This window comes from Brevibacterium permense (genome assembly GCF_025506275.1).
GTDB classification, from domain to species: domain Bacteria; phylum Actinomycetota; class Actinomycetes; order Actinomycetales; family Brevibacteriaceae; genus Brevibacterium; species Brevibacterium permense_A.
The window spans coordinates 112,113-138,667 of record NZ_QYCP01000094.1 but is presented as its reverse complement, the minus strand read 5'-3'; the positions used below and the strand labels follow the sequence as shown (position 1 = coordinate 138,667).

Sequence of the window (26,555 nt, the reverse complement as noted above, 5' to 3'; positions counted from 1 at the left end):
GCCACGTCCGTGGCGATCACAACCGCCAGTTTCCTTCGTGTGGTAAGTCGCGGCGACTATGATCGCCACAATGGGTTAGATCGACCCCGAACGCATCGCGCGTCTCAACTTCGATTCCCTCGAGCATGCGTCGTTGGCATCGGCTCAAACGCTCAACGCGCACCTCAAGGATGTGCTGCCGAGCGAGGGCCGCAGCTACGTCCTCCTCGATGAGATCCAAGAAGTCACTGAGTGGGAGCGCCTGGTCAATTCGCTTCTCGCTGACGGGAGGACAGATCTCTACATCACCGGGTCGAATTCACGACTGCTCTCAGGTGAGATTACGACCTACATCGCCGGACGTTACGTGACGATAGAGGTATGGCCGCTGTCCTTCCGTGAATACCTGTCGTTCCGGGAGTCGTTCGCCGTCGACGACATGGCGGACACAGGCGCCGAGTTCACGCGCTATCTTCGACTCGGCGGGTTCCCGGGTGTACACATGCTGCCCCTCGACGAAGCGGACGCCCGCTCGATGATCATGGATATCTACAGGTCCACACTCGTCCGGGATGTGTTTGCGCGGAATCGAGTTCGCGACGCGGAGATGTTCGAACGCGTCGCTGCGTTCGCGATCGATAATGTGGACAATCCGTTCTCCGTTCTCCGCTCGACGTGTCGCTGTATTCATGAAGTCCCAGCGCAGGTCGATCGGCCATGGGACCGTACTCAACTATCTGACGGCGCTGGCCGAAGCCTTTGTGATCGCGCGAGTGCCCCGGTTCGATCTGAACGGCAAGGCGATTCTCGCGACGGATGAGAAGTATTTCGTCGGAGATCACGGCATCGTCAATGCCCTGTTCGGATACTCAGATCAGCGTCTTCCGGGAGTGCTGGAGAACATCGTATGGATGGAGCTGCGGCGACGCGGCTACGACGTCACCGTCGGCCGGATCGGAGGAGCTGAAGTCGACTTTGCGGCACAGCGTGCCGATGAAGTCATCTACCTCCAGGTTGCCACGACGATCGCGACTGAGGAGACCAGGCGCCGAGAGCACCGGTCGCTCGAAGCGATTGCGGACAACCATCCGAAGTACCTCCTGACTCTCGACCCGCTTGTCGGGGGAAACGCGAATGGAATCCAACACCGTAGGATTCCCGAATTCCTGCTCTCCGACGAGGCGTGAGTCAGGGTCTGGTCACTTCGGAGCCGACCGCCGAGTCGGCGGAGGTGAACTGCACTGAACTACGCGCAGGTCAGACCACCGAGAAGCGCGGTTCCTCGTCCTGCAGCACCCGGACGACGTCTTCGACGGCCCACGTGCCCATGTTCTCGTTGGCAATATCGGAGTACGCGCCGATGTGCGGGGTGGCGATGAGATTCGGTGCGGAGAGCAGAGGGTCGTCCGCCGCAGGCGGTTCCATGGCGAAGGCGTCCAGTGCGGCGAATGACAGCCGCCCGGATCCGAGGGCCTCAGCCAGAGCCGCCTCGTCGACGAGCCCGCCGCGGGCCGCGTTGATGAGCCCGGCCCCCATGGGCATCGTGGCGAGAAGCCCGGCTGACAGAAGCGGCTCGTCGCCACCGGGCAGGTGGAGGGTGAGGAAATCGGACCCCGCGACCACCTCGGCGAGGTTCTGGGGCTCGGCCCCCGCCTCGGCGATGGCCTCATCCGGGACGTACGGATCGTACGCGGCTATGTTCATGCCGAATCCTGCGGCACGCTTCGCGACCTCCCGTCCGATGCGGCCGAAGCCGAGGATGCCGAGGCGTTTGCCGCTCAGCTGCGAACCGAAGAACACGCCCCACTCACCGGCGCGCAGAGAATCCTCGGCCGCGCGGATCCGGCGCGCGCCCATGATGAGGAGCCCGAGCGTGAGGTCGGCGACGGACTCGGCATTCGCTCCGGGAGTGTTGACGACCCTGACTCCGGCGGCAGCGGCGGCGTCCAAGTCGATGTTGTCGACTCCGGCTCCGTGCTTCGCGACGACCTTGAGGTCGGGACAGGCGGCGAGCACCTCGGCGTCGATCCGATCGAGACCGACGATGACCGCCTCGGCGCCGGAGATCGCTTCGATGAGGTCCTGTCCGGTCTTGGGATGATTCTCGGTCCGATAGTCGAGGTCGAGGCCGAGCTGCGCGGACCGCGCACTCGGTCGCTGCGAATACTTGCCGAAGGACGGGGTGAGGACGGTGAGGCGCATCAGGCTCCGATCTCGATTCCGAAGGTCTCGAACACTGTGTAGATGCCCAGCAGGCCGATCGCCAGGGAGGCGAAGACGAGCATCACCGTGAAGAAGTGGTTGGATTTGAACTCGGCCGGCACCTCTCGGGAGCGAAGGTACCAGACGGCGATGACGACGGCGATGAGGAAGACGCCGCTGGCCACTCCGCCGATCTGGACCATGATCACCGGGGACTGGATGATGAGGTAGCTCAGTGCCCAGATGATCGGGAAGGCCACGGTGAGCACGCGGACGATCCGTGACCGTGTGAGAGTGTTCTCCCATTCGAAGACGCCGAGGATGGACACCGTGTTCGTCCACAGCCGGGGCACGCTCGCGGTTGAGGCGATGAACGTTGAGAAGAGGACGGCGAAGGCGCCGATGAGGAAGATCCAGTGGCCGGCTTCGCCCATCGTCGAGGAGTACATCGACGACAGCGTGGTGATCATGTCGTTGCCCTCGGGCACGAGGTTCTGCGGGTGGAGGATGGCCGCACCGATGACGTAGAAGGACATCGTGCACACCGTCGAGACGATCCACGAGACGAGCACGTCGGTGCGCATCACCGAGATCCAGCCGCGGGCACGGCGGGCGCGATCCGCGCTGCCGTCGTTCGGGCCGGTGTAACGGGCGTAGCCCTTCTCGAGGCACCAGTAGGTGTAGGTTGTCATTTCGTCGGCGCCGACACCGGTGATGCCGAACATCGCCACCGCGAAGCCCAGGGTGCCGGCGGGAATGGCGAAGGTGAGGCCGCTCATGACGTCGGCCGAGGTGTAGGCGAAGTCGGTGAAGGGCAGCGAGACCGCGAGTCCGACGGTGGAGACCGTGAAGATGATGACTGCGCCGACGGAGAACTTCTCGACGATGCTGTACTTGTTCGTCACGAGCAGGGCGATGACGACTGCGAGCGAGACGACCGTCCAGAAGATGAGGGACGGAGTCGAGAGCGGCTCGCCGAAGACGGGCACCATGATGCTCAGTGCAGCGACGGCACCGCCGATGATGCCGCCGCGCTGGAGGACCTTCGCGAAGTCCATGAGGATCCAGAGCAGGTTGATCCATCCGGCACGCCCGATGAGGCGGGGGCCGACGTGGCCGTAGCCCTCGAGTGCGGGCTTGCCCGAGAGGATGGTCCACTGAGCGAGCTCGAGCTGGACCCAGACCTTGACGGCGGTGGAGATGATGACGAGCCAGAGGAGGACGAAGCCGGCCTTGGCACCGAGTGCCGTGGTGGTGATGAGTTCGCCGGAGCCGATGACCGCCGCCGAGATGACGAGACCGGGGCCGAGGTACTTGAGTTTGCCTGCGAAGGTCGTGGGCGGTTCGAGCACGTCCTTGGGGTCGAGGTGGTAGGGGTCGACGGCGGTGTCGGCGCCTGTGTGGTCGTCCAGGTCGATGTTCTGCGCGGTCATACTCGGCTTCCTTGCACGAAGGTGGTTCTGTTCAGCGATCGTGCCGGTGCCTCGGGGGCCAATCGGAGCACGAGGGCCCCGCCGGCACGGCTCATGCAAGTGTGCCATCGAATGCGTGATGTGCGCAACATGAATGCATGAACCGCGCACATAGGAGTGGTTCGACGATGATGGAGTGCTCGTTGTGAGCGAGGTGTGGCGATTCGACCTGAGTGAGCTATCGACGACGGCCGCCGGTCGGCAGCGAAGTAGGCTGCCGGCCGACGGCCGTCGGAGGGGCGGAACCACCCTGCCGAGGTCAGATGCCCGGTTGGGTCAGCGCCGCCTCGGTGAGGGTGGGGCTCACTTCCGCTCGAGTTCCTCGAGGCTGGGGTAGATCGTCTCCTTCGGGGCGACTCCGTGATTGCGGATGAGCACGAAGTAGAGGACGAAGGTGACGACGATCCCCACGAGCCACGAGATGTCCGCGCCGCCGAGTTTGGCGACCAGTGGTCCGGTGTAGAAGGACTGAGCGAGGAACGGGATCTGGATGACGACGCCGATGCCGTAGGCGACCAGCGCACGCCAGTTCCAGTTGCCGTAGCGCCCGTGGCGGTCGTAGAAGGCGGGGATGTCGAAGCGGTCCTTCGAGATGAGGTAGTAGTCGGTGAGGTTGATGACGCTCCATGGCGTGAACACCATGAGCAGCGCGAGCACGAAGTTCTTGAAGTTCGCAAGGAAGTCCGCCGAGGCCAGAAGCGCCACGAGCACGGTGAGGGTGACGATGCCGATGACGAAGACCGCGCGGGTCCAGCGGCGGATGGTCGCCTTGTTGCCGAAGGAGGTGAGGATCGTCAGCGTACACATGAACGCACCGTAGGCGTTGAGCGTGTTGACGGTGAGCTTGCCCAGCAGGATGACGATGAAGATGAGGAGCGCGAAGACACCACCGCCGACGATGTCACCGACGTAGGCGACCTGGTTCTCGACGAACTCATTGCCGGACTCCGTCATGGCGGCGGCTCCGATGAGCGCGCCGAGGGTCATCGACCACTGTGAACCGATGACCGATCCGCCGAAGGTGAACCAGAAGGTCTTCGACGACGGGGTCGATCGCGGCAGGTACCGCGAATAGTCGGCGACGTAGGGGCCATAGGTCAGCTGCCAGCCCACGGACAGGGCGATGGCGGAGAGGAAGGCGGGGAAGGCGAACGCTGAACCCGAGATCAGTCCGGGGACGTCGACCTGTGTGATGACGCAGTAGGTGATGAAGAGGAATCCGAGCAGACCCGTCACCGAGGAGATCCGTCCGAGCACATGGATGTACTTGTATCCCAGCAGGGCCACCAGGGCGGTGAGTGCGCCGAAGATGACGATGCCGATCCACGGGGTCTGCACGCCGATGATGAGGTTGACTGCCTGGCCGGACAGGACTGCGCCGGTCGAGGCGAAGCCGATGTACATGAGCACGACGAGCACGAGTGGGATGATCGCACCGATGATGCCGAACTGGGCCCTCGAGGAGATCATCTGCGGCAGTCCCAGCTGCGGACCCTGCGCCGAGTGCAGCGCCATGACGACTCCGCCGATGATGTTGCCGATGAGCAGGCCGATGATGGCCCACAGCGCGTCGGCGCCGAAGACGACAGCCAGAGCCCCGTCGACGATCGCGGTGATCTGAGTGTTGGCGCCGAACCACAGGGTGAACTGGGAACGTGGCGTTCCGTGACGCTCGGCGTCAGGCACCATCTCGATGGATCGCTTCTCGATCCCCGAACTGGTCGTACTAGCCATGAATTTCTCCTTTGAACTGATGGACCTGATTCAGTGTGGCACCACTGCACAACACCCGACGAGGTCCGGATCACACATTCTGTCCGAAATATCGGAACATTTCGCCGAGGCGGCCCCGCCTCACGTGGGATCGACGAGTTCCGGACGAATCGTGCGGGTCCTCGCTTCCGAATTCCGCACAGATCGACTGGAACTCGGACACCGGCACCTGCGTTCCGTGCCCGGCCCCTACCTGGGCTGAGGCCGCATGAGTGTCGTGCCGGCACCTACTTCGACAGAGAGCGCGCGATGATCGTGCGTTGGATCTCCGAGGAGCCTTCGTAGATGCGGTAGATCCGGGCATCGCGGACGTAGCGTTCGAGCGGGAAGTCCCGGGTGAATCCGTAGCCGCCGTGGATCTGCAGGGCTTCGTCGGCGATGAAGGCCGCGGCCTCGGAGGCGGCGAGCTTCGCCGTCGCCGAGGATCGGGTGAAGTCCATCTCGGCGTCGCGCTGTTCGGCGGCGTCCATCGTCAGCAGCCACGCCGACCGGTACTTCGTGTACATGTCCGCGAGCTTGAACGCAATGCCCTGCAGGCGGTTGAGCGGTTTCCCGCTGATCTTGCGCTCGCCCGCCCAATCCACGGCGGCGTCGAGCGCGGCCTTGCCGATTCCCAGGCTCATCGCCGCGACCTCGATGCGACCCCGGTCGAGCACCCGCATTGCTGTGGTGAAGCCTTCACCTGCGTTCCCGAGGAGGGCATCCTCGGGAACGATCGTGTCGATGACGAATTCGAAGACCGGGCTGCCGCGCAGGCCCATCGTCTTCTCCGGGGGATTGAAATCCAAGCCCGCCGAGGCGGCCGCGGTATCGACGATGAATGCGCTGATTCCCTTGTAGCCGGCATCGACGTCGGTCTTCGCGTAGACGACGATGAAATCCGCGAACCCGGCGTTCGTGATGAAGCACTTCGTGCCCTTGAGATGCCAACCGCCGTCGACCCGTGTGGCCTTCGTCGACATCTCCGCCGGGTTCGATCCGGCACCCGGCTCGGTGAGCCCGAAAGCTCCGATGACCTCGCCGGCAGCGGCACGTGGCAGCCACGCTGCGCGTTGGGCATCGGTGCCGCCGAGGAGGATCGAGTCCGTGGCGAGGAACTGCGCGGTGACGATCGACGCCGTCGACGCGCACGCCTCAGTGATGGCGGCGACCATCTGGCTCATCGCCACCGATCCGACTCCGGGTCCGCCGAATTCCTCGGGCAGGTTGAGCCCCATGACCCCCACCTCGGCGAGGGTCTTCAGGGTTTCGTCGGAGACGCGTTCATTCGCGTCGGCGGCCGCGGCCTGTGGGACGAGGACGTCCTTGCTGATCGTGACGACGGCGTCGACGAGTTCCTGTTCATCGGCGGTGATGTCGAAGGCCATGAGAGTGATCCTTTGCGGTGGGGATCGGGTCGATGGCGTCGGGTTACGGGACCAGATCCGAAGGGTCGGGAATCCGTGCGGAGGCGACCGCCTCGGCGAGGTCAGGGTGCGTCGGTGGGTGGGGCGAAGTCGGCGTTGTGTTCGCCGAGGCGGGGTGCCGGAAGTGCGGACGCGGGGCGGGCGCCGTCGACGAGGAGCGGGTGGCCGAGGAAGGCGTGCCCGGACCGGGGGTCGGTGGCAGTGAGATCGCGATCAGAGCCGATGGGGCCGGTGAGCGCCTCGGCGAAATCGAGGACGGGAGAATTCGGGATTCCGGCTGCATCGAAGATCTCGCACAGTTCGGTCACGGTGCGCCCGGTGGTGAATTCTTCGATCTCGATGCGCAGGGCCTCGTCGTTGTCCGACCGATGAGCATCGGTGGCGAAGCGCGGATCGGTTGCCAGCTCCGGCTTGTCGAGGGTCTGGGCGAGTGTGCCGAAGAGGCGGTCGTTGGCGACGGCGATGACGAGGAGTCCGTCGGCGGCGCGATAGGTGTCGAACGGTGCCGATACGGGGTGGCGATTGCCGACCCGGGTGGGGGCGGATCCGGCGGAGTGAAGGGAGGCGTTCGTCGGCTGCATTGCGAGCATGACGTCGAGCATCGGAATGTCGATATGGGCGCCTTCGCCGGTGCTCTGGCGGTGGAAGAGCGCCGAGGAGATGCCGAAGGCGGCGAAGACTCCGGCGGACACGTCGGCGATGGATTCTCCGACCCGGGTGGGGGAGCCGTCGGGGAAGCCGGTCGAGGCCATGAGCCCGCTCAGGGCCTGGATGACGGTGTCATAGGCGGGGCGTTTGGCTTGGGCACCGTGCTGTCCGAAGCCGGAGATCGACGCGTAGACGATATCGGGCTTGACGGCCCTGAGGTCCTCATAGGACAGGCCGAGCTTCGCGGCGACGCCCGGGCGGAAGTTCTCGACGACGACATCGCAGGTCTTGATGAGATCGAACAGGCGAGCGTGGTCTTCCGGGTCCTTGAGATCCGCCTCGATCGAGCGCTTTCCGCGGTTGAGTCCGGTGAAGTAAGTCGACCCGGACTCGGTGAAGGGTCCGAGATGTCGGGAATCGTCGCCGTGGCCGGGCATCTCGATCTTGATGACCTCGGCACCCTGATCGGCGAGCATCGCCGTGGCGTAGGGACCGGCGAGGACTCGGGAGAAATCGGCGACCCGAACCCCGGTCAGCAGCTGCTTCGTTGCGTTCATGATCCTCATCCTCGGCGCTGACCTGGGCGAAGACAACGGAGTCTCCCCGGATTTCGTCCGAGGAGTCGGACTATACCGAGCGCTGACGGGCGGTCCGTTCCTGGGGTGGGTTGAGTCGGTGTGAAGGGCCGTCCGCGACAGACGCAGACGGCCCTTCACTCGGCCTGCGGTGATCTGTGGGCCGCAGGCGAGGCCGTCCTGTCAGGCGACGCGCTCGAAGACGGCTGCCATGCCCTGACCGCCGCCGATGCACATGGTCTCGAGGCCGTAGCGCGATTCGCGACGATCCATCTCGCGCAGCAGGGTGGCGAGGATGCGCCCACCGGTCGCGCCGACCGGGTGACCGAGTGAGATGCCCGAGCCGTTGACGTTGAGACGCTCGGCGAAGTCGGATTCGGACAGCTTCCATTCGGTCGTGCAGGCGAGCACCTGCGCCGCGAATGCCTCGTTGAGTTCGATGAGGTCGATATCGCCGAGTTCGAGACCCGCACGCTGCAGTGCCTTCGCGGTCGCCGGGACCGGACCGATGCCCATGGTCTTCGGCGGCACTCCGGCCACCGCCCAGCTGCGCATGCGGGCGAAGACCCGCAGGCCGAGTTCAGCGGCCTTGGACGCGGTGGTGACGATGCACAGAGCAGCGCCATCGTTCTGTCCGGAGGCATTGCCAGCGGTCACCGTGGCCTCATCGTCGGACTTCCCGAGCATCGGCTTGAGCTTCGCGAGCTTCTCGACCGTCGATCCGGGGCGGATGTGCTCGTCGGTCGTGATGACCTGTTCGGGGGTCTTCCTGGTGGCAGGCAGCGTGATCGGCACGATCTCGTCGGCGAACTTCCCTTCTTCCGTCGCCGAGGCGGCCCGACGATGCGATTCCACGGCGTAGGCGTCCTGGTCCTCCCGCGAGATCCTGTACTCCCGACGCAGGTTCTCCGCGGTTTCGATCATTCCGCCGGGTACCGGGTAATCGTTGCCGCCGGCAGTGAGACGGCCGCGGACGAGGCCGTCCTTGAGCTCGATGTTGCCGCCCTTGACGCCCCAGCGGATCTCCTCGTTGAAGAACGGAGCGCGGCTCATCGATTCGACGCCGCCGGCAACGACGAGGTCGGCGAAGCCGGCTGAGACCATCGCGTGAGCGTCGGCGATCGCCTGCAGGCCGGAGCCGCAGCGACGGTCGACCTGGCGGCCGGGAACGGTGATCGGCAGTCCCGCATTGAGGGCGACGACGCGTCCGATCGCGGGCGTCTCCATGTGCGGATAGCAGTTGCCGAGGACGACATCCTCAATGGCCTCGCCCGGCAGGTTGGTCTTCTCCAGCAGCGCTGTGAGGACCTGTCGGCCGAGCTCCTCATGCGGAACGTTCTTGAACTGTCCGCCGAATCCGCCCACGGGGGAGCGGAGAGGTTCGCAGATGACGATGTCTTCGGACACAGAGTCTCCCTTAGGGTTGTGATCGAGCCGTCCTGCCGCGGCGGTGGGGCATCGATCCCTTCGATATCACTACCGAAGCTGATATCAATACATTCTGATTTATGAACATATCCGAATAGATCGCCGGAGACAAGAGGTCGTCTCAATGAATGGGCATCCGGACGCGCATCAGATGGCCGGCGGACGCGTGCGCGGCGAACGATGGTGGGGTCGGTCGCGTGGGCGACGGCCGCGGAGGCTCTGTGAACGGCGGTGAGACCGGCCGAGCTCAGCGGACTGTCGGCAGGACCTCCTCGGCGACATCGAGGACCGTGCTCAGGGCCGCGTCCTGCTGATCGAGGCGATATGCGAGGTGAAGTTGGGTGGCTTCGTTCGGGAGATCGAGCGGCACCGCGGTGATTCGCGAGTCGTAGCCCGCGGCCACGGAGTCGAACGTGATCGTCACGCCCATTCCTGCGGCCACGAGCGCCGAGATCGACTGCGAATCGGGGGCCTCCTGGACCGTGCGCGGGCTGAACCCGGCATCGAGGCACAGGCGCATGGCGGTCTCGCGCAGGTTCGAATTCGGCCGTGCGGGCAGGAGGACGAAAGGCTCATCGGCGAGCTCTGCGACGTCGATCTTCTTCCGATTCGCCAGGCGATGTGAACTCGGCATGGCGACACATGGGCGCTCGATCGCCACTGGGCGACCCGCGATGAGCGGAGGCCGTCGACGCCAGCGGACCAGTGCGAGGTCGAGAGTGCCGTCCATGATCCTCTCGAGGCCTTCGTCGGCGTAGACAGTGGATTCGAGGTGGAAGGTGATGCCCGGATTGCGCTCGTGTGAGGCCGCCACGAGGGTTGCGGCGAGGTCCCGGGAGGAGGGGTGCGAGTAGCCGAAGCGGACGCGGCCGACCTCGCCGCTGGAGGAGCGGTGGACGGACTCGACGGCGGCCTGCTGGGTGGCGAGCATGTGCTTGGCCGGTTCGAGCAGGGCCTCGCCTGCGGGGGAGAGGCTGACCGAGCGGGTGGTGCGCTGGAACAGTGAGGCGCCGAGCTCGGTCTCCAGGGAACGGATGGTGCGGCTCAGCGGAGGCTGGGCCATGCCGAGGCGTTCGGCGGCGCGGCCGAAGTGGAGTTCCTCGGCGACGGCGACGAAGGCGCGGATCTGCTGCAGCTCCATAATGTTCTCCTGTGTCAGGTGGCCGCTGGACGAATGCGCTAATTATTGCATGAATACGCAATAATCACAGAGATATTTTGCGTATTTCGGTAATTGCTATAGCCTGCGAACCATGCACAGTGACACAGTCGTCAGTCTGCCTGAGGCCATCGAACGCTACGTCGAGGAAGGGGCCACGGTGGCGCTCGAGGGGTTCTCCCACCTTATCCCGTTCGCCGCCGGACACGAGATCATCCGGCGGGGAATCTCCGGACTCACCTTCTGCCGGCTCACCCCCGATCTGCTCAGCGATATGATGATCGCCGCCGACTGCGTCGATCGTCTCGTCTGCTCCTTCTTCGCCTCCGGTTCGGCAGGCAGCCTCTACGAAGTGCGGCGCCGCATCGAATCGGCTGACCCGCGGCCGCTCGCGGTCGAAGAGTACTCACACCACGCGATGACCCTGCGCTATCACGCCGGGGCCGCCGGGCTGCCGTTTGCTCCGATCGCCTCGTTCGTCGGCTCCGACATCCCCGGCAGCAACCCGGACATCCGCTCCGTCGTCGACCCGTACTCGGGCAAGAGGACGTACGTCGTGCCGCCCCTCAACCCCGATGTCACGATCATCCACGCCCAGCGCGCCGACCGTCACGGCAACGTCCAGATCTGGGGCATCACCGGCACCCAGCAGGAAGCCGTCTACGCGGCGACGCACGTTATCGTCACCGTCGAGGAGATCGTCGACGACGAGGTCGTCCGCTCCGACCCGAATCGCACTCTCATTCCTGCCCATGCCGTCGACGCGGTGTGCGAAGTGCGAACCGGCGCGCACCCGTCCTATGTGCAGGGTTCCTACGACCGCGACAATGCCTTCTATCGCGAATGGACCCCGATCTCGAAGGATCCGGCGAAGCTGCAGGAGTGGCTCGACATCCACGTACGCGGCACCCGCAACCACGCCGAATACCTCGAATCGATCGGTCACCATCGCCTCCGCGATCTGCTCGTGGATCCGCGCCCTTCGGGCGTGGTCGATTACGGACGCCGTACGCAAGCGAGCGAAGGGAACCTGAAGTGAGCACCGCCTCGGCGAAGGACTTCACCGAAACCGAACTCATCGTCTGCGCAGCTGCGAAGATGCTCGCCCGCAGCCGCACCGTCTTCGCCGGTGTCGGACTGCCCACGCTGGCTGTCGACCTCGCCCACCGCACGGTCAATCCGAACATCCAGCTCATCTACGAATCCGGGGTAGCCGGCGCGCACCCCGAATCGATGGCCGAAGGCATCGCGGACTCCGTCGTCGTCTCCGGCGCTGAGGCGGTCGTCAATATGCATGCCCTCTTCGGCTACGTTCTCCAAGGTGGGAACGTCGATGTCGGATTCCTCGGTGCGGCTCAGGTCGACCGGTACGGTTCGCTCAACACGACAGTCATCGGCGACTGGGATTCTCCGAAAGTGCGTCTGCCCGGTTCGGGCGGCGCCGCCGACATCATGGCGGGCGCCGGGGAGGTCTTCGTCGTCCTCCGCCGCCATGATCCGGCGGCCTTCCCCGCCGAACTCGACTTCGTCACCTCGGCATCGCCCGTGCGCGCGGCCGAACACCCGGACTTCATCCAACCGCGCGGATTCGGCGTCTCCACCGTCATCACCCCGCTGGGGATACTGCGGCGGCGTGAGCGCCTCGGCGAGCTCGAACTCACCGAGGTCCACCCGGGAGTGACCGTCGAGCAGGTGCAGGAAGCGACCGGCTGGGACCTCGCCGTCGCCGAGGATGTCACGCAGACCCAGGCGCCGACGGCCGAAGAAGTGCGCCTGCTCCGCGACGAGATCGACACGGTCCGCCTCTACCTGCGCTGAGTCGGGGGCAGGGTGCCGGCTGCCGGGTGCGGGCAGACGTTGGTCGGCAGTTTTCGGCGGCAGTGGGGCGCCGGAAGCGGGGTGCCGTGCCGAACCACGAGCAGCGAGCAGCGCGCGGCGGTTGCTGTGCCCACCGCGGTGTCAGGCACGAATCGGCACACCTTTCTCTGAATTGCTCACCGAGGAACTTGAGCAGTTCAGAGAAGACAGTACCGAAACGTTGCTGGCCATGAAGATGTTGACGCTTGTTGGGAGCTGCGGAGCAGACGGGTACGATGAGTCGTATGTCGAGCCCTGAATCAGACACTCAGGGGCTGTCGGTCACGCCGTCAGCCCCTCACCTTCGCTGAGCCACTGACGCTGCTGCCCAGTGTTGCACGCAGCTCGGTCTTCGGGTGTTTCTTTGGGTGCTGACCGTGGTGACGAGACGTTCTCTAGTTCGTACTCTCGCTTCGGAGCTAACTCGATGCCTTTCGTTCTCTATCTTCTTGCCCTGGTGGTCTTCGCCATGGGCACTTCCGAATTCATGCTTGCGGGCCTCGTGCCCGACATCTCGACCGATTTCGGCGTTTCCGTGGGGATCGCTGGTCTCCTGACATCGGCGTTCGCCGTAGGGATGGTGATCGGTGCACCTGTGATGGCTGCGCTCACTCGCCGCCTCCCAGTGAAAGCGACACTCTTGGGCTGCGTGGTCGTGTTCGCGCTGTCCCATGCGGTCGGAGCACGCACGCCGGACTTCACTGTTCTGTTCATTACGCGCGTGATCGCCGCGGTCGTCAATGCAGGCTTCTTGGCTGTCGCGCTGGTCGCAGCGACGAAACTCGTGGCACCCGACGCCAAAGGTCGGGCCGTGGCGATTCTGTTGGCGGGGACCACCGTCGCAACCGTCGCCGGCGTCCCCGCGGGTGCTCTGCTTGGGGCGGCACTCGGTTGGCAGTCGGCGTTCTGGGCGATCGCTCTTCTCTGCGTTCCCGCAGCAATCGGCATTGCCGCGGGCTTCACTACTCAGTCTGTCGCCTCATCAAAGGTGGAGTCGTCCTCGGCTTCGCTTCGAGCGGAGCTTTCGCAGCTTGCCTCCCCGCGCCTCGTCTTGACAATGTTGCTCGCTGCCCTGGTGAATGCCGGAATCTTTTCCACGCTGACTTTCCTAGCGCCGATCGTTACTCATACCGCTGGCCTGAGCCAGTGGTGGGTGTCGGTGGCTCTTGTACTCTTCGGCGTTGGTTCTTTCATCGGTGTCACAGTTGCAGGACGGTTCTCAGACTCCCGACCCCGAATCGTCATAGTGGGCGGTGGAAGCGTTCTTGTGCTCGGGTGGATCTCGTTGGCAATATTCGCGACGAACCCCGTTGCTCTGCTCGGTCTCGTATTCGCTCTGGGTGTGTTGGGGTTCGCTGTTGGGAGCACGCTGATCACTCGAGTGCTTTATGCGGCGTCGGGTGCTCCCACGATGGCTGGGTCGTATGCGACTGCGGCACTCAACCTGGGCGCAGCCGTCGGTCCCCTACTTGCCGCAGTCGCACTCAGCGATTGGCCGGGTGCGCTCGGACCGGTTTGGGTGGCCGTCATCGCGACCACAACGGCACTGCTGGTCGCGGTTCCGCTTCTTCGGCTGATTGCACCCGTCGACAGCGTCCTGACCTCTTATGCCCAGTAGGCCCCGCAAAGCGATGCGGCCCCGAGTCCGTGGTGGACCCGGGGCCGCATTGTTGTCGAGGCGCAGAGGCTGGACCCTCAGGGAGCGACGGGAGCGCGCGCCGGTGCAGGTTCGGAGCCCGCGCGTGTGGCGTCGGCGGCCGGCGCGGAGCCGGTCGCGCCAGGCGCGCTCTTCGAGTCGGCGTCGCGCTCGGCCTTCTCGGCGGCGAGAGCTGCGGCGAACTCCGCCTCGTCGGCGGCTTCGGCCTTCGAGTTCTCGCTGGCCGTCCAGCCGGTCTTGTTGAGCAGGATGAGCGTGCAGACGAGGGAGACGAGTGCGTAGCCGGCGCTGAGGATCGCCACCGGAATGATGGATCCCGAGCTCGTGTACATCCATTGTGCTGCCGCAGCGGTGCCGCCTCCCACGGTCATCGAGCACAGCTGGTAGGCAAGCGAGATTCCCGTGTACCGGACTCGCGTGGGGAACGCCCGGGCGATGATTCCGCCGATGCCGGCGTAGAACAGAGAGTGCGGAACGGTCGCGGCGGCCATGGCTGCCAGCGCGATCCCGGGATGGCCCAGCTCGATCGCGAAGAACATGAGCGGCATGAGGACGAACTCCGGCAGGATGATCCAGAAGATCGCCTTGCGCATGTCCTTGACCCGGTCGAGGATGATCGCGCCGAAGGGCTGGACGATGAACTGCACGACGAGGGCGAGCGTGACGACGGCGAGGAAGGTCGACGAGCTGTACGCCCAGGGGTGAGCGGTGTCCGTGGCCCAGGCCGTGGCGAACGTCGTCTTGAGGTAGGTGACCTGGATGAGCGGCAGCGCACCGGCACCGAGGAGGATGAGCACCCAGTGCTTCCTGATCGCTTCGAAGGCGGGAACCTTGGCGACAGCGTCCTTCTTCTTCACGACCTTCATGTTCTCGGGCTCTTCGAGCTTGAGGCGGATGACGAGGCCGATGACGATGAGGAAGATCGAGGCGAGGAACGCGATCCTCCAGCCGTAGAGGAGGAACTGCGGGGTCGGCAGGAGCGCGAGGAGGAAGAACATGCCCGAGGAGATGAGATTTCCTGCCGGTGATCCCTGCTGGGCGAAGGCCGAGTAGAGGACTCCCTTGCCCTTCGGGGCGTTCTCACTGGCGATGAGCACCGATCCGCCCCATTCGCCGCCGACCGCGATGCCCTGCAGGATGCGCAGGCAGGTGAGGATGATCGGAGCGGCGATGCCGATGGTCGCATATCCGGGCAGCAGTCCGACGAGGAACGATGCCGCGCCCATCAGCACGAGCGTGACGACGAGGGTCTTCTTCCGGCCGTACTTGTCACCGAAGTGACCGAAGATGATGCCGCCGAGCGGACGAGCGAGAAAGCCCGCCCACAGTGTGACGAAGGAGAGCAGCGTGCCGACGCCGGCAGGCAGGGTGTCGGGGAAGAAGACATGCCCGAAGACCAGGGCCGAGGCGGTGCCGTAGATGTAGAAGTCGTACCACTCGATGGTGGTTCCGATGAATGATGCGATTCCGGCTTTGCGGGCACGTTTCGCGGTGTTGACCGAATCAGACATGCGATTCCTCTCAGGTGGAGCGTCATTGCGCCGACCGATGCCAGGCGTCCCTGACGTGGCATAGGTGCTCGTTCACCGTAAGTTGCCCTTGTGGGCCGCGCAAACACTTTTTGGTTATACCCTCATAACGCAAAATGATGCTGTGGCTGAGTTCCCTTATTCTCTGCGGCCTACCGGCCCGTAGAGCGGGAGGGGAGAATTTCTGCTGATACCAGGCTCGACTACTCGGTAAGTCATTATTGTCAGACTGGGTATCAGAGTGTGAAATCGTGTTCGCCGAGGCGGCTGCGGACACCCGTGCGGTGGGGCGCGGTTCCTCAGTCGGCGACCGGGTCGACGAGTGACTCCGAGGCGATGACGAGGTCGAGGGCGAGATCGCCGATGAGCGTCGACTGATCCTCCCGGCGGACGGTGATCCACGCCTGCGGGGCATTCGGGCGAGTGCCGACCCGCGTGAAGGTCAGTCGCTCGTCACCGTGGTAGCTGCGGGCCACGGGTGAGGGAACGAGGGAGACGCCGAGCCCGTGGGCGACCATCTCGACGGCGGCCGACCAACTGGCCGTCCGATGGTGGATCTGCGGTTCGAAGCCGTGCGTGCGGCAGATGCCCACGACGGTGTCGTGGTAGATCGGGGAAGCGCTCTTGCGGAAGATGACGAACGGAGAATCGACCGCCTCGGCGATGGAGGTGATCGGTGAGCCCCCCGGAGCGCACAGCCAGAACGACTCCCGGGCAGCCGGAGTGCACACGACGCCGGGATGCTGCAGGGGCATGTGTCCGCAGGCGATGTCGATGTCGTGGCCGAGCAGCATGTCCGACTGCGCCGCCGAGGTGGCCTCCTCGGTGGTGACGAGGATGTCCGGGTGTGCGGCGGAGAAGTCCGTGATCGTCTGCGGCAGACCGCGATGGAGGAACGTCGCGACGGTGCCGATCGTGATCGACGTCGGCGCCCCCGTGTTCACGGCCGCCGCGTATTCGTTGAATCGGTGGGCGGCTCCGACGGCGGACTTCGCATAGGGCAGCAGCGCCTCTCCGGCGGCGGTCAGCTTCGTCACGGGACTGCGGTGGAAAAGCGGTTTGCCGACGAAGTCCTCGAGTCTCTTGAGTTCGGCACTCAGCGCCGGCTGCGAGATGTTCACTGCGTCGGCGGCGAGCTGGAACTTTCCGTGCTCTGCCAAGGCGATGAAGTACTGGAGGCGCTTGAGACTCGGTTCGGCCATAACCGAAGATTATCAGGGATAAGAGAAATGTCTTTGTCAGCCGCAGATTCGCGGGCATACGGTCGAAGAAACCATCAAAGGAGATTATCTTGCGTGAGACTGCTTCGTCGCCCGACACGGCCATGACCCCTGTGCCCGACAGCTACGGCATCGACCGATTCGCCGACGACAAGTCACTTGAGGACCTGCTGCCGCTCTACCTCGATGAGAAGCTGCTTGAGCACCTGCGGCCGGTGTTCGAAGATCTCGGGCCCCGCCTCGGCGGAGAGCTCGATGACCTCGCCCGCGACGCCGACGTCAATCCTCCGGTTCTCCAGCACCGCACCCGCAGCGGGGCCGATCAGCAGTCGATCGAGATCCATCCGGCCTACCGTCGCTTGCAGGAAGTCGCCTTCGGCGAACTCGGTCTTGCTGCGATGAGCCATCGGCCCGGCGTCCTCGGCTGGGACGAACCGATGCCTCCGATCGTCAAGTACGTTTTCGTCTACCTGTTCACGCAGGCGGAGTTCGGACTGCTCTGCCCGGTGAACATGACCGACTCGCTCACCCGCACTCTGCGCAAGTACGGTTCACCCGAACTCGTCGACCGCTTCATCGACGGGCTGACCAGCACCGATGTCGACACCCTGACTCAGGGCGCGATGTTCATGACCGAACAGGACGCCGGCTCCGATGTCGGCCGAGCGACGACCACGGCCGTCGACAACGGTGACGGCACCTGGGCGCTGACCGGTGAGAAGTGGTTCTGCTCGAACGCTGACGCCGAACTCGCCATGGTCCTCGCCCGACCGGAGGGAGCGAAGCCTGGAATCAAGGGGATCGGGCTCTTCCTCCTGCCTCGTACCCTCGAAGACGGTTCGCCGAACTCCATGCGCATCGTCCGTCTCAAGGACAAGCTCGGCACCCGGTCGATGCCCAGCGGTGAGATGAGCCTGCAAGGGGCGACGGCCTACCTCGTCGGCGACATCGGACGCGGATTCGTGCAGATGGCCGATATGGTCAACTCCTCCCGCCTGTCGAACGCCGTGCGCGCGGCGGGCCTCATGCGCCGGGCCTTCGGGGAGTCGAAGTACATCTGCCGCAATCGCGAAGCCTTCGGTTCGACGTTGAGCAAGCTGCCCCTGCAACGTCGGCAGCTCGCGAAGATCATGACGACCACGGAACAGGCGCTGTCGATCTCCCTGCACACGGCGGACGTCTTCGCCCGCGCCGATGCCGGTGACGCCGAAGCCGCCTCGGTGCTGCGCATCCTCACCCCGCTCATCAAGTTCCGCGCCACTCGCGACGCCCGCAAGGTCACCGCGGATGCGATGGAGATCCGCGGCGGTGTCGGCTATATCGAGGAGTACGGTGACGCCCGCGTCTTCCGCGACTCCCAGCTCGGATCCATCTGGGAGGGCACCTCGAACATCGTCGCCCTCGACGTCATCCGCGCCGCCCACCGGGCAGGAACGCTGGGGCCGCTGTTCCTCCACCTGGAGACGCTCATCGCCGAGGCGGCCGACCTCCCGACCGCGTTCCGCAGCCAGATCCAGTCGTTGAGTTCGACGCTGCTGCACGCGCTCGAATCCACTCCCGAAGGCGTTGAGCAGGCGCGTGTGCGACAGCTCGCGACCGCGACCTACAACCTTGTGTGCGCGTCCATCATGGCCTCGGAAGGTGCGCGGATCGGAGGCAGCCGCGGCGACTGGTCGCGCATCGTCCTTGCCGCCCTGGTGCTGCGTCACAAGCTGATGCCGCAGAACCCGCTCGTCCCCGTCGTCGAAGACGACGCGGTCCTCGATGCCCTCATCGACGGTGTCGGCATGGGCCGGGACGAAGCGTTCGCGGCTGTCGAGGACATCCTCGGCGAGGGAGGCTCCGATCATTCTGCCGACCCCGGTGCTGTGGGCAATGGCGAGGGCGGACTGTGAGCGCGGGAGCACTGGCCGGGATCACGGTCGTCGATCTCTCGCGCATCCTCGGCGGGCCCTATTGCACGCAGATCCTGGCCGATCACGGTGCCGAGGTCATCAAGGTCGAACCGCCGTCCGGCGATGATACGCGCAACTGGGGGCCGCCGTTCGTGGCGCCCGAGGTGTCGAGCTACTTCGCCGGGATCAACCGGAACAAGCGGATGATGACCATCGACCTGCGCACGGAGGAAGGACAGGAGGCGCTGCACGGGCTGCTGGCCGGCGCCGACGTGCTCGTGGAGAATTTCAAGACCGGGACCCTGGCAAAGTGGGGGCTCGACCCGGTGTCGGACATTCCGCGCCGCTTCCCGCACCTCGTACACGCGTCCATCACCGGCTTCGGTGACGACGGACCGCTGGGCGGACGGCCCGGATACGATGCGATCATCCAGGCGATGTCGGGCCTGATGTCGGTCAACGGAGATGAGGCGACCGGGCCGATGCGCATCGGCATGCCCGCCGTCGACATGGTCACAGGGCTCAACGCGGCCATCGGCGTGCTCATGGCCCTGCAGGAGCGGGTGACCAGCGGGCGCGGTCAGCGGGTCGAGACAACGCTCTTCGACTGTGGGATCTCCGTCATGCATCCGCACCTGCCGAACTTCTTCGGCGGTGGAGTCGTGCCGAAGTTGTCCGGCAACGACCATCCGAACATCGCTCCGTATTCGGCGTTCGCGACCGGGGTCGGGCAGGTCTTCATCACCGCCGGAAACGACGGACAGTTCGCCAGGCTCGTCGACCACCTCGGCGCTCCTGGGCTCGCCGAGGACCCGCGGTTCGTCGACAATGCCGCACGTCTGGGCAATAGGGATGCGCTGCGGACCGAGCTCGAAGCGCTGATGGTTTCGACGTCGGCAGAGAAGCTGTCCGAGGAGCTCATGGCCATCGGCGTGCCCGCCGGTCCGATCCTCGACGCCGCCGAAGTGGTCGAGCACCCGCATACCGCGCACCGCGAGATGGTCGTTGAGATGGGTGACGGCTACCGCGGAGTGGCCTCGCCGATCAAGCTCGCCCGGACTCCAGCCTGCTATCGGATCTCACCGGTGCAGCCGGTGGCGGAGGTTGCCGGCGCGGAAGATGGCGAAGGCCAGTATGGCGCGGAGGTCAACGGACAGCCGCTCGCGGAGGCCGGGAATCCGGTGGCAGAAGATCCGGTGCGGGCCTGAGCACAACTGCTGCGGATGCTTCGTCGGGGAGGTCTGGGCGGATGGTTTGCGAGACGGCCAGTGCTCTGTGCGTTCGGGGGAACGGCTGGACGTAGCCGATTCCGCTAGTGTCCGAAATGTCGGACGGAACTTGAGCTGGGCCACTTCCGCATTCTGCTCCAGTCGTCAGAATGGATGGTGTAGTCAGAGCCGACAGCGCAGGGGAGCCCACACCTCGGCGCGACGGCGAAGCGGCAGCCAAGCATCCGCCTCGTCGGACACAGCGACAAGGAGAATCCCATGACCACCAAGCCGTCGTTCACCCAGCACGATCCGTCCCGCGTCATCCGCGCCGATCGCGGAACCGAGATCACCGCGAAGTCGTGGCAGACCGAAGCGCCCAAGCGCATGCTCATGAACAACCTCGACCCCGAGGTCGCCGAACGCCCCGAAGACCTCGTCGTCTACGGCGGCACCGGCCGCGCCGCCCGCTCCTGGGAAGCCTACGATGCGATCGTGCGCACCCTCGACGACCTCGAGGACGACGAGACCCTGCTCATCCAGTCGGGCAAGCCTGTCGGAGTCATGCGCACCCACGAATGGGCCCCGCGCGTGCTCATCGCGAACTCCAACCTCGTCGGGGACTGGGCCAATTGGGAGCACTTCCGCGAACTCGAGGCCGAAGGTCTGATGATGTACGGCCAGATGACCGCCGGCTCCTGGATCTACATCGCCACCCAGGGCATTCTGCAGGGCACCTACGAGACCTTCGGCGCCATCGCCCGCAAGCGCTTCGACGGCACGCTGGCCGGCACCCTGACCATCACCGCCGGCTGCGGCGGAATGGGCGGAGCCCAGCCGCTGTCCGTGACCCTCAACGGCGGCGCCTGCCTCATCATCGACGTCGACAAGACCCGCCTCGACCGCCGCATGGGCAAGCGCTACCTTGACGAGGTCGAAACCGACCTCGACATCGCACTGAACAAGGTCATCGAAGCGAAGAAGAACAAGCAGGCCCTGTCCGTCGGACTCGTCGGCAACGCCGCCGAGATCCTCCCGCTCATCCTCGACCGCCCCGAAGCTGTCGAAGTCGACATCGTCACCGACCAGACCTCGGCCCATGACCCGCTGTCCTACCTGCCGGTGGGCGTGAGCGTCGACGACTGGCACGAAGAGGCCGAGCAGGATGCCGAGAAGTTCACAATCCGCGCCGAGGAGTCCATGGCCAAGCATGTGAAGGCCATGGTCGAATTCCAGGACCGCGGCGCCGAGGTCTTCGATTACGGCAACTCGATCCGCGATGAAGCCCGCAAGGCCGGTTATGACCGTGCCTTCGAATTCCCCGGTTTCGTCCCCGCCTATATCCGTCCCCTCTTCTGCGAAGGCCTCGGACCCTTCCGCTGGGTCGCGCTGTCCGGCGACCCGAAGGACATCGAGGTCACCGACCAGGCTCTCAAGGAGCTCTTCCCCGAGAACGAACACCTCCACACCTGGCTCGACGCCGCCAACGAATACGTCGAGTTCGAAGGCCTGCCGGCACGCATCTGCTGGCTCGGTTACAAGGAACGCCACCAGGCCGGTCTGCTGTTCAACCAGCTCGTCGCCGAAGGCAAGATCTCGGCCCCGATCGTCATCGGTCGCGACCACCTCGACTCCGGATCGGTGGCCAGCCCCTACCGTGAGACCGAATCGATGCTCGACGGCACCGACGCCGTGGCCGACTGGCCGCTGCTCAACGCCCTGGTCAACACCTCCTCGGGTGCGACCTGGGTGTCGATCCATCACGGCGGCGGCGTCGGCATCGGCCGTTCCATCCACGCCGGACAGGTCTCCGTGGCCGACGGCACCGAGCTGGCCGCTCAGAAACTGGCACGCTTGCTCACGAACGATCCGGGCATGGGCGTCATCCGCCACGTCGATGCCGGTTATGAGCGCGCCTCCGAGGTGGCTGAGGGGCGCGGTCAGCGCGTGCCGATGATCCCCGAGCTCGACAAGCGCGACGAGGAATCCGCCGCACAGTAAGCAGTCTGCGGCGCAGCTGCGCACACGGGCGCTGCGTCGACGGGCGCGGTCGCGGCTGAAGCGGGCACTTTGGTACACGCTGTTCTGAATTGCTCACGTTCCTCGGTGGGTATTTCAGAGCACGGTGTACCGAACGTGGAATTCGCCGTGCAACTGTTATATAGCTCGAAAGAAGTCGAGCAGCACAGTTTTGAAACAGTGCTGCTCGACTTTTTCCGTGCCGCGGGCGGTTGCCGATCGGGAGTGGCCGTCGGCGCTGGCGCGTCGAGCGACCGCGCCCCGCGCTACTCGTCGAGGAAGAGGTCGAGTTCGAGGTCATCGGGGCCATGGCCGATGGAACCGACTCGCGACGGATCGTGGGCGTAGATCGAGAAGTCCGTGACGCCGGCGCCGCGCAGCACATCATCGTCGATGAAGAAATTGCCGGTGACCTCGCGGGGGTCGCTGGTGAGGATCACCCATGCCGCCTCGGCCATGATCTCGGGCTTGCGGCTGCGCGCCATGAGCTGTTCGCCGCCGAGGAGGTTGTTCACAGCGGCCGTCGCGATCGTCGTCCGTGGCCACAGGCTGTTCGCCGCGACTCCGGCCACGCGCTGCTCCTCGGCCAATCCGAGCGTGACCAGCGACATCCCATACTTCGCCATCGTGTAGCCCAAGTGCCTGCCTGCCCACGCCGGGTTGAGATTGAGTGGCGGCGAGAGCGTGAGCACATGCGCGGCGTCCGAGGTTTGGAGGTGCGGCAGGGCCGTTTTGGCCAGAAGGTAGGAACCACGTGCGTTGATCGAGTTCATGAGGTCGAACTTCTTCATCGGCAGGTCCTCGACTGGGGACAGGTCGATGGCGCTGGCATTGTTGACGACGATGTCGACACCCCCGAACGCCTCGACCGTCTTCGCAACGGCGTCCGATACGGAGTCGTCGTCGCGGACGTCGCCGATGATCGGCAGTGCCTTGCCGCCGGCCGCTTCAATCTGCTCGGCCGCCGTGTAGATCGTGCCTTCGAGTTTCGGATGCGGTTCCGCGGTCTTCGCCAGCAGCGCGACATTCGCTCCCTCCTCGGCCGCGCGCAGAGCAATCGCCAGGCCGATGCCACGGCTGCCGCCGCTCATGAGAATCGTCCGACCGGCCAGGGAGCGTCCGGATTCTCCCTCGCCGAGGATGCTGTCATTGCTCATCGTCCGTCTCCTTCGTCCGTGGTTCGATGATCGAGGTGGGTAGGACGCTAGGCTACCCGTCGGTCGCCTGCGTGCCCAGACCGCGGAGTCAGCGATCGGCACCGGTGGGCCGATCCGCCGGGTGACCGCCGAAGCCGCTGCGCAAGCCATCCGAGTCGTGAGCACCGGATCGCACTGTGTCCGAAATATCGGACGAATATCTGCGGGAGAGGTTCTGCCCCGCCAGCGAGCGGTCCATACTGAGAGGGACTCATTCTCGATCGGAAAGGTCCGACTCGCCATGCAGCTCATCACCGGCATCAGCGAACTCGTCGTCAACGACCTCGACACCCTCGGCGAGCTGGGCGTCATCACCGATGCCGCGCTGCTCATCGACGACGGTCGGATCATCTGGTCGGGTCCGTCCGCTGAGGCGGACACCGCGGTATCGAACCGCCTCGGCGAGTGGGCTGGATCGAAGCTGAACGACGACGACATCGCTAACGGGGAAGTCACCTCGGCGAATGACCTCAGCGGACTCGAAACGATCGACCTCGGCGGCAAAGCCGTCATCCCCGGCTTCGTCGACAGCCACAACCACCTCATCTTCGCCGGCGATCGGTCCGAGGAATTCGCGGCCCGGATGGCCGGTCAGAAATACTCGGCCGGGGGCATCGCCACCACCGTGGCCGCCACTCGCGCCGCCACGGAATCCGAACTCGAGGCCAACCTCGTCCACCTGCTCGAGCAGGCGAAGCGGCAGGGAACGACGACGTTCGAGATCAAGTCCGGCTACGGGCTGACCGTCCCCGACGAGATCCAGGCCCTCGACATCATCAACCGGCACACCGAGGAATCGACGCTCATCGCCGCGCACGTCGTCCCGCCGGAGTTCAAAGACGAGCCGGAACGCTATGTCGACCTCGTCATCGACGCGATCATCCCGGCGGCCGAAGGCAAGGCGAAGTGGATCGACGTGTTCTGCGAAACCGGTGCCTTCACCGAGGTCCAAACTCGGCGGATCATCGAAGCCGGCAAGGCCGTCGGCATGAAACCGCGGCTGCACGCCAATCAGCTCACCGAGGGCGGGGCGCTCAAGCTCGGTGCGGAACTCGGCTGCGTGTCCGTCGACCATGCCACCTTCGCCTCCGATGAGGACCTCGCCGTCCTCGCCGAGACGGGCACCGTCGTCACCCTGCTGCCGAGCATCGAATTCTCCACCCGCCAGCCCTACCCCGACGCCCGCCGCTACGTCGATGCGGGAGTATCGCTGTCGATCGCCAGCGACTGCAACCCCGGCTCCGGTTTCTCCAACAGCATGCCCTTCGTCATAGCCATCGGCGTCCGGGACATGCACTTCACCGTCGAACAGGCGGTGTGGGCGGCGACAGCCGGCGGCGCCAACGCCCTGCAGCGCACTGATGTCGGACACCTCGGAGCGGGGGCCCGCGCCGACCTGGCCATCCTCGACGCGCCCAGCTACAGGCACCTGGCCTACCGGCCCGGTGTACAGCTGGTCGAACGCGTCTACTCCGGCGGTGAGCTCATCGTCGACAACCGACCCCGCGACTGAACCACCTACGCACGAGCACAGTGCGTCGACGGCGAGGAACCTCCTCGGCGCCGGCGTATGAGAACTTCATCCACGACTCAGACATCACACTGACGCACTCACAGAAAGGCACACGATGACCACCTTCATCGATCTCGACCCCGATACGCTGACCTTCGCCGAGGTGGTCGACGTCGCCCGTCGCGACGCGAAGGTCTCCCTGTCCGAAGCCACCCTGGCCCGGGTGAACAAGTACCGCGAGGCCATTGATGCCCTCGCTCAGGCGGAGAAGCCCGTCTACGGCGTCTCGACCGGATTCGGTGCGCTCGCCCAGCGCCACATCCCCGCCGAACTGCGTACCCAGCTGCAGAAATCCCTTATCCGCTCCCACGCCGCCGGCGTCGGCGAACCCGTCGAGCGCGAGGTCGTGCGCGCCCTCATGCTGCTGCGCGCCCGCACCCTGGCCACCGGTCGGGCCGGCGTCCGCGCCGAAGTCCTCCAGACCTACGTCGACCTGCTCAACGCCGGAATCACCCCGGTCGTCCACGAGTACGGCTCACTCGGCTGCTCCGGTGACCTCGCACCACTGTCGGCATGCGCCCTCGTCGTCATGGGCGAAGGCGTGGCCGAGGGACCTGACGGTGTGGCTGGGCCCGCCGACGAGATCCTCGCGAAGGCCGGAATCACCCCGGTCACCCTGGCCGAGAAGGAAGGCCTCGCGCTCGTCAACGGCACCGACGGCATGCTGGGCATGCTCATCATGGCCCTGACCGACCTCGAGAACCTGCTCACCGCAGTCGACGTGTCAGCGGCCATGAGCATCGAAGGACTCTTCGGCACCGACGCCGTCTTCGCCCCCGAACTCCACTACGCGCTGCGCCCACACGACGGGCAGGCCGCCTCGGCTGCGAACATGCTCGCCTCGCTGGCCGACTCCGGCATCACGGCCAGCCATCGCGACTCCACCCACCTCGTCCAGGACGCGTACTCGATGCGCTGCGCCCCGCAGGTCAACGGTGCCGCCCGCGACGCCGTCGCCTTCGCGACCGGTGTGGCCGAACGCGAACTGCGTGCTGCCATCGACAACCCCGTCGTGCTCACCAATGGAATGGTGTCCTCGAACGGCAACTTCCACGGTGCACCGCTTGCCCATGCCTTGGACTTCCTCGCCATCGTCGCCGCCGACGTCGCCTCGATGTCCGAACGCCGCACCGACCGGATGATGGATGTCGCCCGTAACCAGAACCTCACTCCATTCCTCGCCGATGACGCCGGCGTCGACTCCGGCCTGATGATCGCCCACTACACGCAGGCGGCCATGGTCTCCGAGGCCAAGCGCGGCGCGACTCCGGCCTCGGTCGACTCGATCCCGTCTTCGGCGATGCAGGAAGACCACGTGTCCATGGGGTGGTCGGCCGCACGCAAGCTGCGCAAGGTCGTCGACAACCTCGCCTCCGTCGTCGGCATCGAACTCTATGCCGCCTCCCGTGCCTGCGATATGCGCGACGCCGCACCGGCACCGGTGACCGGAGCCGTGATCGCGGCGATCCGTGAGACTGTGCCCGGACCCGGACCCGACCGGTTCCTCTCGCCCGAACTTGCCGAGACCATCGCGAAGGTCAAGGACGGCTCGCTCGTCGCCGCCGCCGAGTCGGTCGCGCCGCTGACCCACACCGTCACCGCTGCTGCCGGAACCTGGCAGCCGGAAGACGGCGGACCGGCCGTCAACGATCCAGAGTTCACTGCGCTGGGTAACCTCGAAGCCGCCGCCGAGGCTTCGGGCACCTCAGCGGCCACCACCCACCAGGACTGACACCGGGCAGGGGCCGGTCACCGACCG

The 26,555-nt window shown here is 65.4% G+C and carries 20 protein-coding genes; 10 read left to right on the top strand and 10 right to left on the bottom strand.

Annotated features, from left to right (window positions below; genetic code table 11):
* Positions 1–79 precede the first annotated feature (79 nt).
* Positions 80–799 carry an ATP-binding protein gene (locus tag D3I60_RS15820; protein WP_346659580.1) on the top strand — a complete coding sequence of 240 codons (720 nt, stop codon included), beginning with the start codon at positions 80–82 and terminating at the stop codon, positions 797–799.
* The gene (locus tag D3I60_RS15815; protein WP_440588586.1) at positions 741–1,166 is read left to right on the top strand and encodes a hypothetical protein; all 426 of its coding nucleotides are present in this window, start codon (positions 741–743) and stop codon (positions 1,164–1,166) included. Before D3I60_RS15820 ends, D3I60_RS15815 begins: the two co-directional genes overlap by 59 nt.
* Positions 1,167–1,236: 70 nt before the next feature.
* On the opposite strand, the gene D3I60_RS15810 is transcribed toward D3I60_RS15815, so the two are convergent.
* The 7 genes from D3I60_RS15810 to D3I60_RS15780 all read right to left on the bottom strand — a co-directional run bounded on the left by D3I60_RS15810 (position 1,237) and on the right by D3I60_RS15780 (position 10,624).
* Complete coding sequence (locus D3I60_RS15810) at positions 1,237–2,181, bottom strand: phosphoglycerate dehydrogenase (protein WP_262777432.1); 945 nt, start codon at positions 2,179–2,181, stop codon at positions 1,237–1,239.
* On the bottom strand, positions 2,181–3,614 hold the full coding sequence (locus tag D3I60_RS15805; protein ID WP_262777430.1) for an Nramp family divalent metal transporter: 1,434 nt from the start codon (positions 3,612–3,614) through the stop codon (positions 2,181–2,183). The genes D3I60_RS15810 and D3I60_RS15805 overlap by 1 nt, the downstream gene beginning before the upstream one ends.
* Positions 3,615–3,956: 342 nt before the next feature.
* On the bottom strand, positions 3,957–5,387 hold the full coding sequence (locus tag D3I60_RS15800; protein ID WP_262777428.1) for a purine-cytosine permease family protein: 1,431 nt from the start codon (positions 5,385–5,387) through the stop codon (positions 3,957–3,959).
* 266 nt (positions 5,388–5,653) lie between these two features.
* Positions 5,654–6,793, bottom strand: coding sequence for an acyl-CoA dehydrogenase family protein (locus D3I60_RS15795; RefSeq protein ID WP_262777426.1), 1,140 nt, complete (start codon positions 6,791–6,793; stop codon positions 5,654–5,656).
* 101 nt (positions 6,794–6,894) lie between these two features.
* On the bottom strand, positions 6,895–8,037 hold the full coding sequence (locus tag D3I60_RS15790) for a CaiB/BaiF CoA transferase family protein (protein WP_262777424.1): 1,143 nt from the start codon (positions 8,035–8,037) through the stop codon (positions 6,895–6,897).
* A gap of 201 nt (positions 8,038–8,238) precedes the next feature.
* A complete protein-coding gene (locus D3I60_RS15785) occupies positions 8,239–9,462 on the bottom strand; it encodes an acetyl-CoA C-acetyltransferase (RefSeq protein ID WP_262777423.1) in 1,224 nt (407 codons plus the stop codon).
* A 268-nt stretch (positions 9,463–9,730) separates the two neighbouring features.
* Entirely contained in the window at positions 9,731–10,624 is an 894-nt protein-coding gene (locus tag D3I60_RS15780; RefSeq protein ID WP_262777422.1) for a LysR family transcriptional regulator, read from the bottom strand.
* Between the two features lie 112 nt (positions 10,625–10,736).
* Between D3I60_RS15780 and D3I60_RS15775 the strand changes: the two genes are divergently transcribed.
* The 3 genes from D3I60_RS15775 (at position 10,737) to D3I60_RS15765 (ending at position 14,117) form a co-directional block, all read left to right on the top strand.
* Positions 10,737–11,681 carry a CoA transferase subunit A gene (locus D3I60_RS15775; RefSeq protein ID WP_262777420.1) on the top strand — a complete coding sequence of 315 codons (945 nt, stop codon included), beginning with the start codon at positions 10,737–10,739 and terminating at the stop codon, positions 11,679–11,681.
* A complete protein-coding gene (locus tag D3I60_RS15770; protein WP_262777418.1) occupies positions 11,678–12,460 on the top strand; it encodes a CoA-transferase subunit beta in 783 nt (260 codons plus the stop codon). The genes D3I60_RS15775 and D3I60_RS15770 overlap by 4 nt, the downstream gene beginning before the upstream one ends.
* A gap of 466 nt (positions 12,461–12,926) precedes the next feature.
* A complete protein-coding gene (locus D3I60_RS15765) occupies positions 12,927–14,117 on the top strand; it encodes a Cmx/CmrA family chloramphenicol efflux MFS transporter (RefSeq protein WP_262777417.1) in 1,191 nt (396 codons plus the stop codon).
* A gap of 77 nt (positions 14,118–14,194) precedes the next feature.
* On the opposite strand, the gene D3I60_RS15760 is transcribed toward D3I60_RS15765, so the two are convergent.
* Positions 14,195–15,667, bottom strand: coding sequence for an MFS transporter (locus D3I60_RS15760; protein ID WP_262777415.1), 1,473 nt, complete (start codon positions 15,665–15,667; stop codon positions 14,195–14,197).
* A gap of 317 nt (positions 15,668–15,984) precedes the next feature.
* The gene (locus D3I60_RS15755; protein ID WP_262777413.1) at positions 15,985–16,887 is read right to left on the bottom strand and encodes a LysR family transcriptional regulator; all 903 of its coding nucleotides are present in this window, start codon (positions 16,885–16,887) and stop codon (positions 15,985–15,987) included.
* An 89-nt stretch (positions 16,888–16,976) separates the two neighbouring features.
* On the opposite strand from D3I60_RS15755, the gene D3I60_RS15750 reads away from it, so the two are divergent.
* From D3I60_RS15750 to hutU, 3 genes are all read left to right on the top strand, one after another.
* A complete protein-coding gene (locus D3I60_RS15750) occupies positions 16,977–18,800 on the top strand; it encodes an acyl-CoA dehydrogenase family protein (RefSeq protein ID WP_262777411.1) in 1,824 nt (607 codons plus the stop codon).
* Complete coding sequence (locus D3I60_RS15745) at positions 18,797–20,008, top strand: CaiB/BaiF CoA transferase family protein (protein ID WP_262777409.1); 1,212 nt, start codon at positions 18,797–18,799, stop codon at positions 20,006–20,008. Before D3I60_RS15750 ends, D3I60_RS15745 begins: the two co-directional genes overlap by 4 nt.
* Positions 20,009–20,287: 279 nt before the next feature.
* Positions 20,288–22,009, top strand: a complete 1,722-nt coding sequence (hutU, locus tag D3I60_RS15740; protein ID WP_262777407.1) for a urocanate hydratase — start codon at positions 20,288–20,290, stop codon at positions 22,007–22,009.
* Positions 22,010–22,293: 284 nt separating this feature from the next.
* Here the strand turns inward: hutU and D3I60_RS15735 are convergent, their stop codons facing one another.
* The gene (locus D3I60_RS15735; protein WP_262777406.1) at positions 22,294–23,184 is read right to left on the bottom strand and encodes an SDR family oxidoreductase; all 891 of its coding nucleotides are present in this window, start codon (positions 23,182–23,184) and stop codon (positions 22,294–22,296) included.
* A 280-nt stretch (positions 23,185–23,464) separates the two neighbouring features.
* On the opposite strand from D3I60_RS15735, the gene hutI reads away from it, so the two are divergent.
* Positions 23,465–24,736 (top strand): imidazolonepropionase, encoded by a 1,272-nt coding sequence (gene hutI / locus D3I60_RS15730; protein WP_262777404.1) that lies wholly within the window; start codon positions 23,465–23,467, stop codon positions 24,734–24,736.
* A gap of 115 nt (positions 24,737–24,851) precedes the next feature.
* Complete coding sequence (gene hutH, locus D3I60_RS15725; protein ID WP_262777402.1) at positions 24,852–26,528, top strand: histidine ammonia-lyase; 1,677 nt, start codon at positions 24,852–24,854, stop codon at positions 26,526–26,528.
* Positions 26,529–26,555 lie beyond the last annotated feature (27 nt).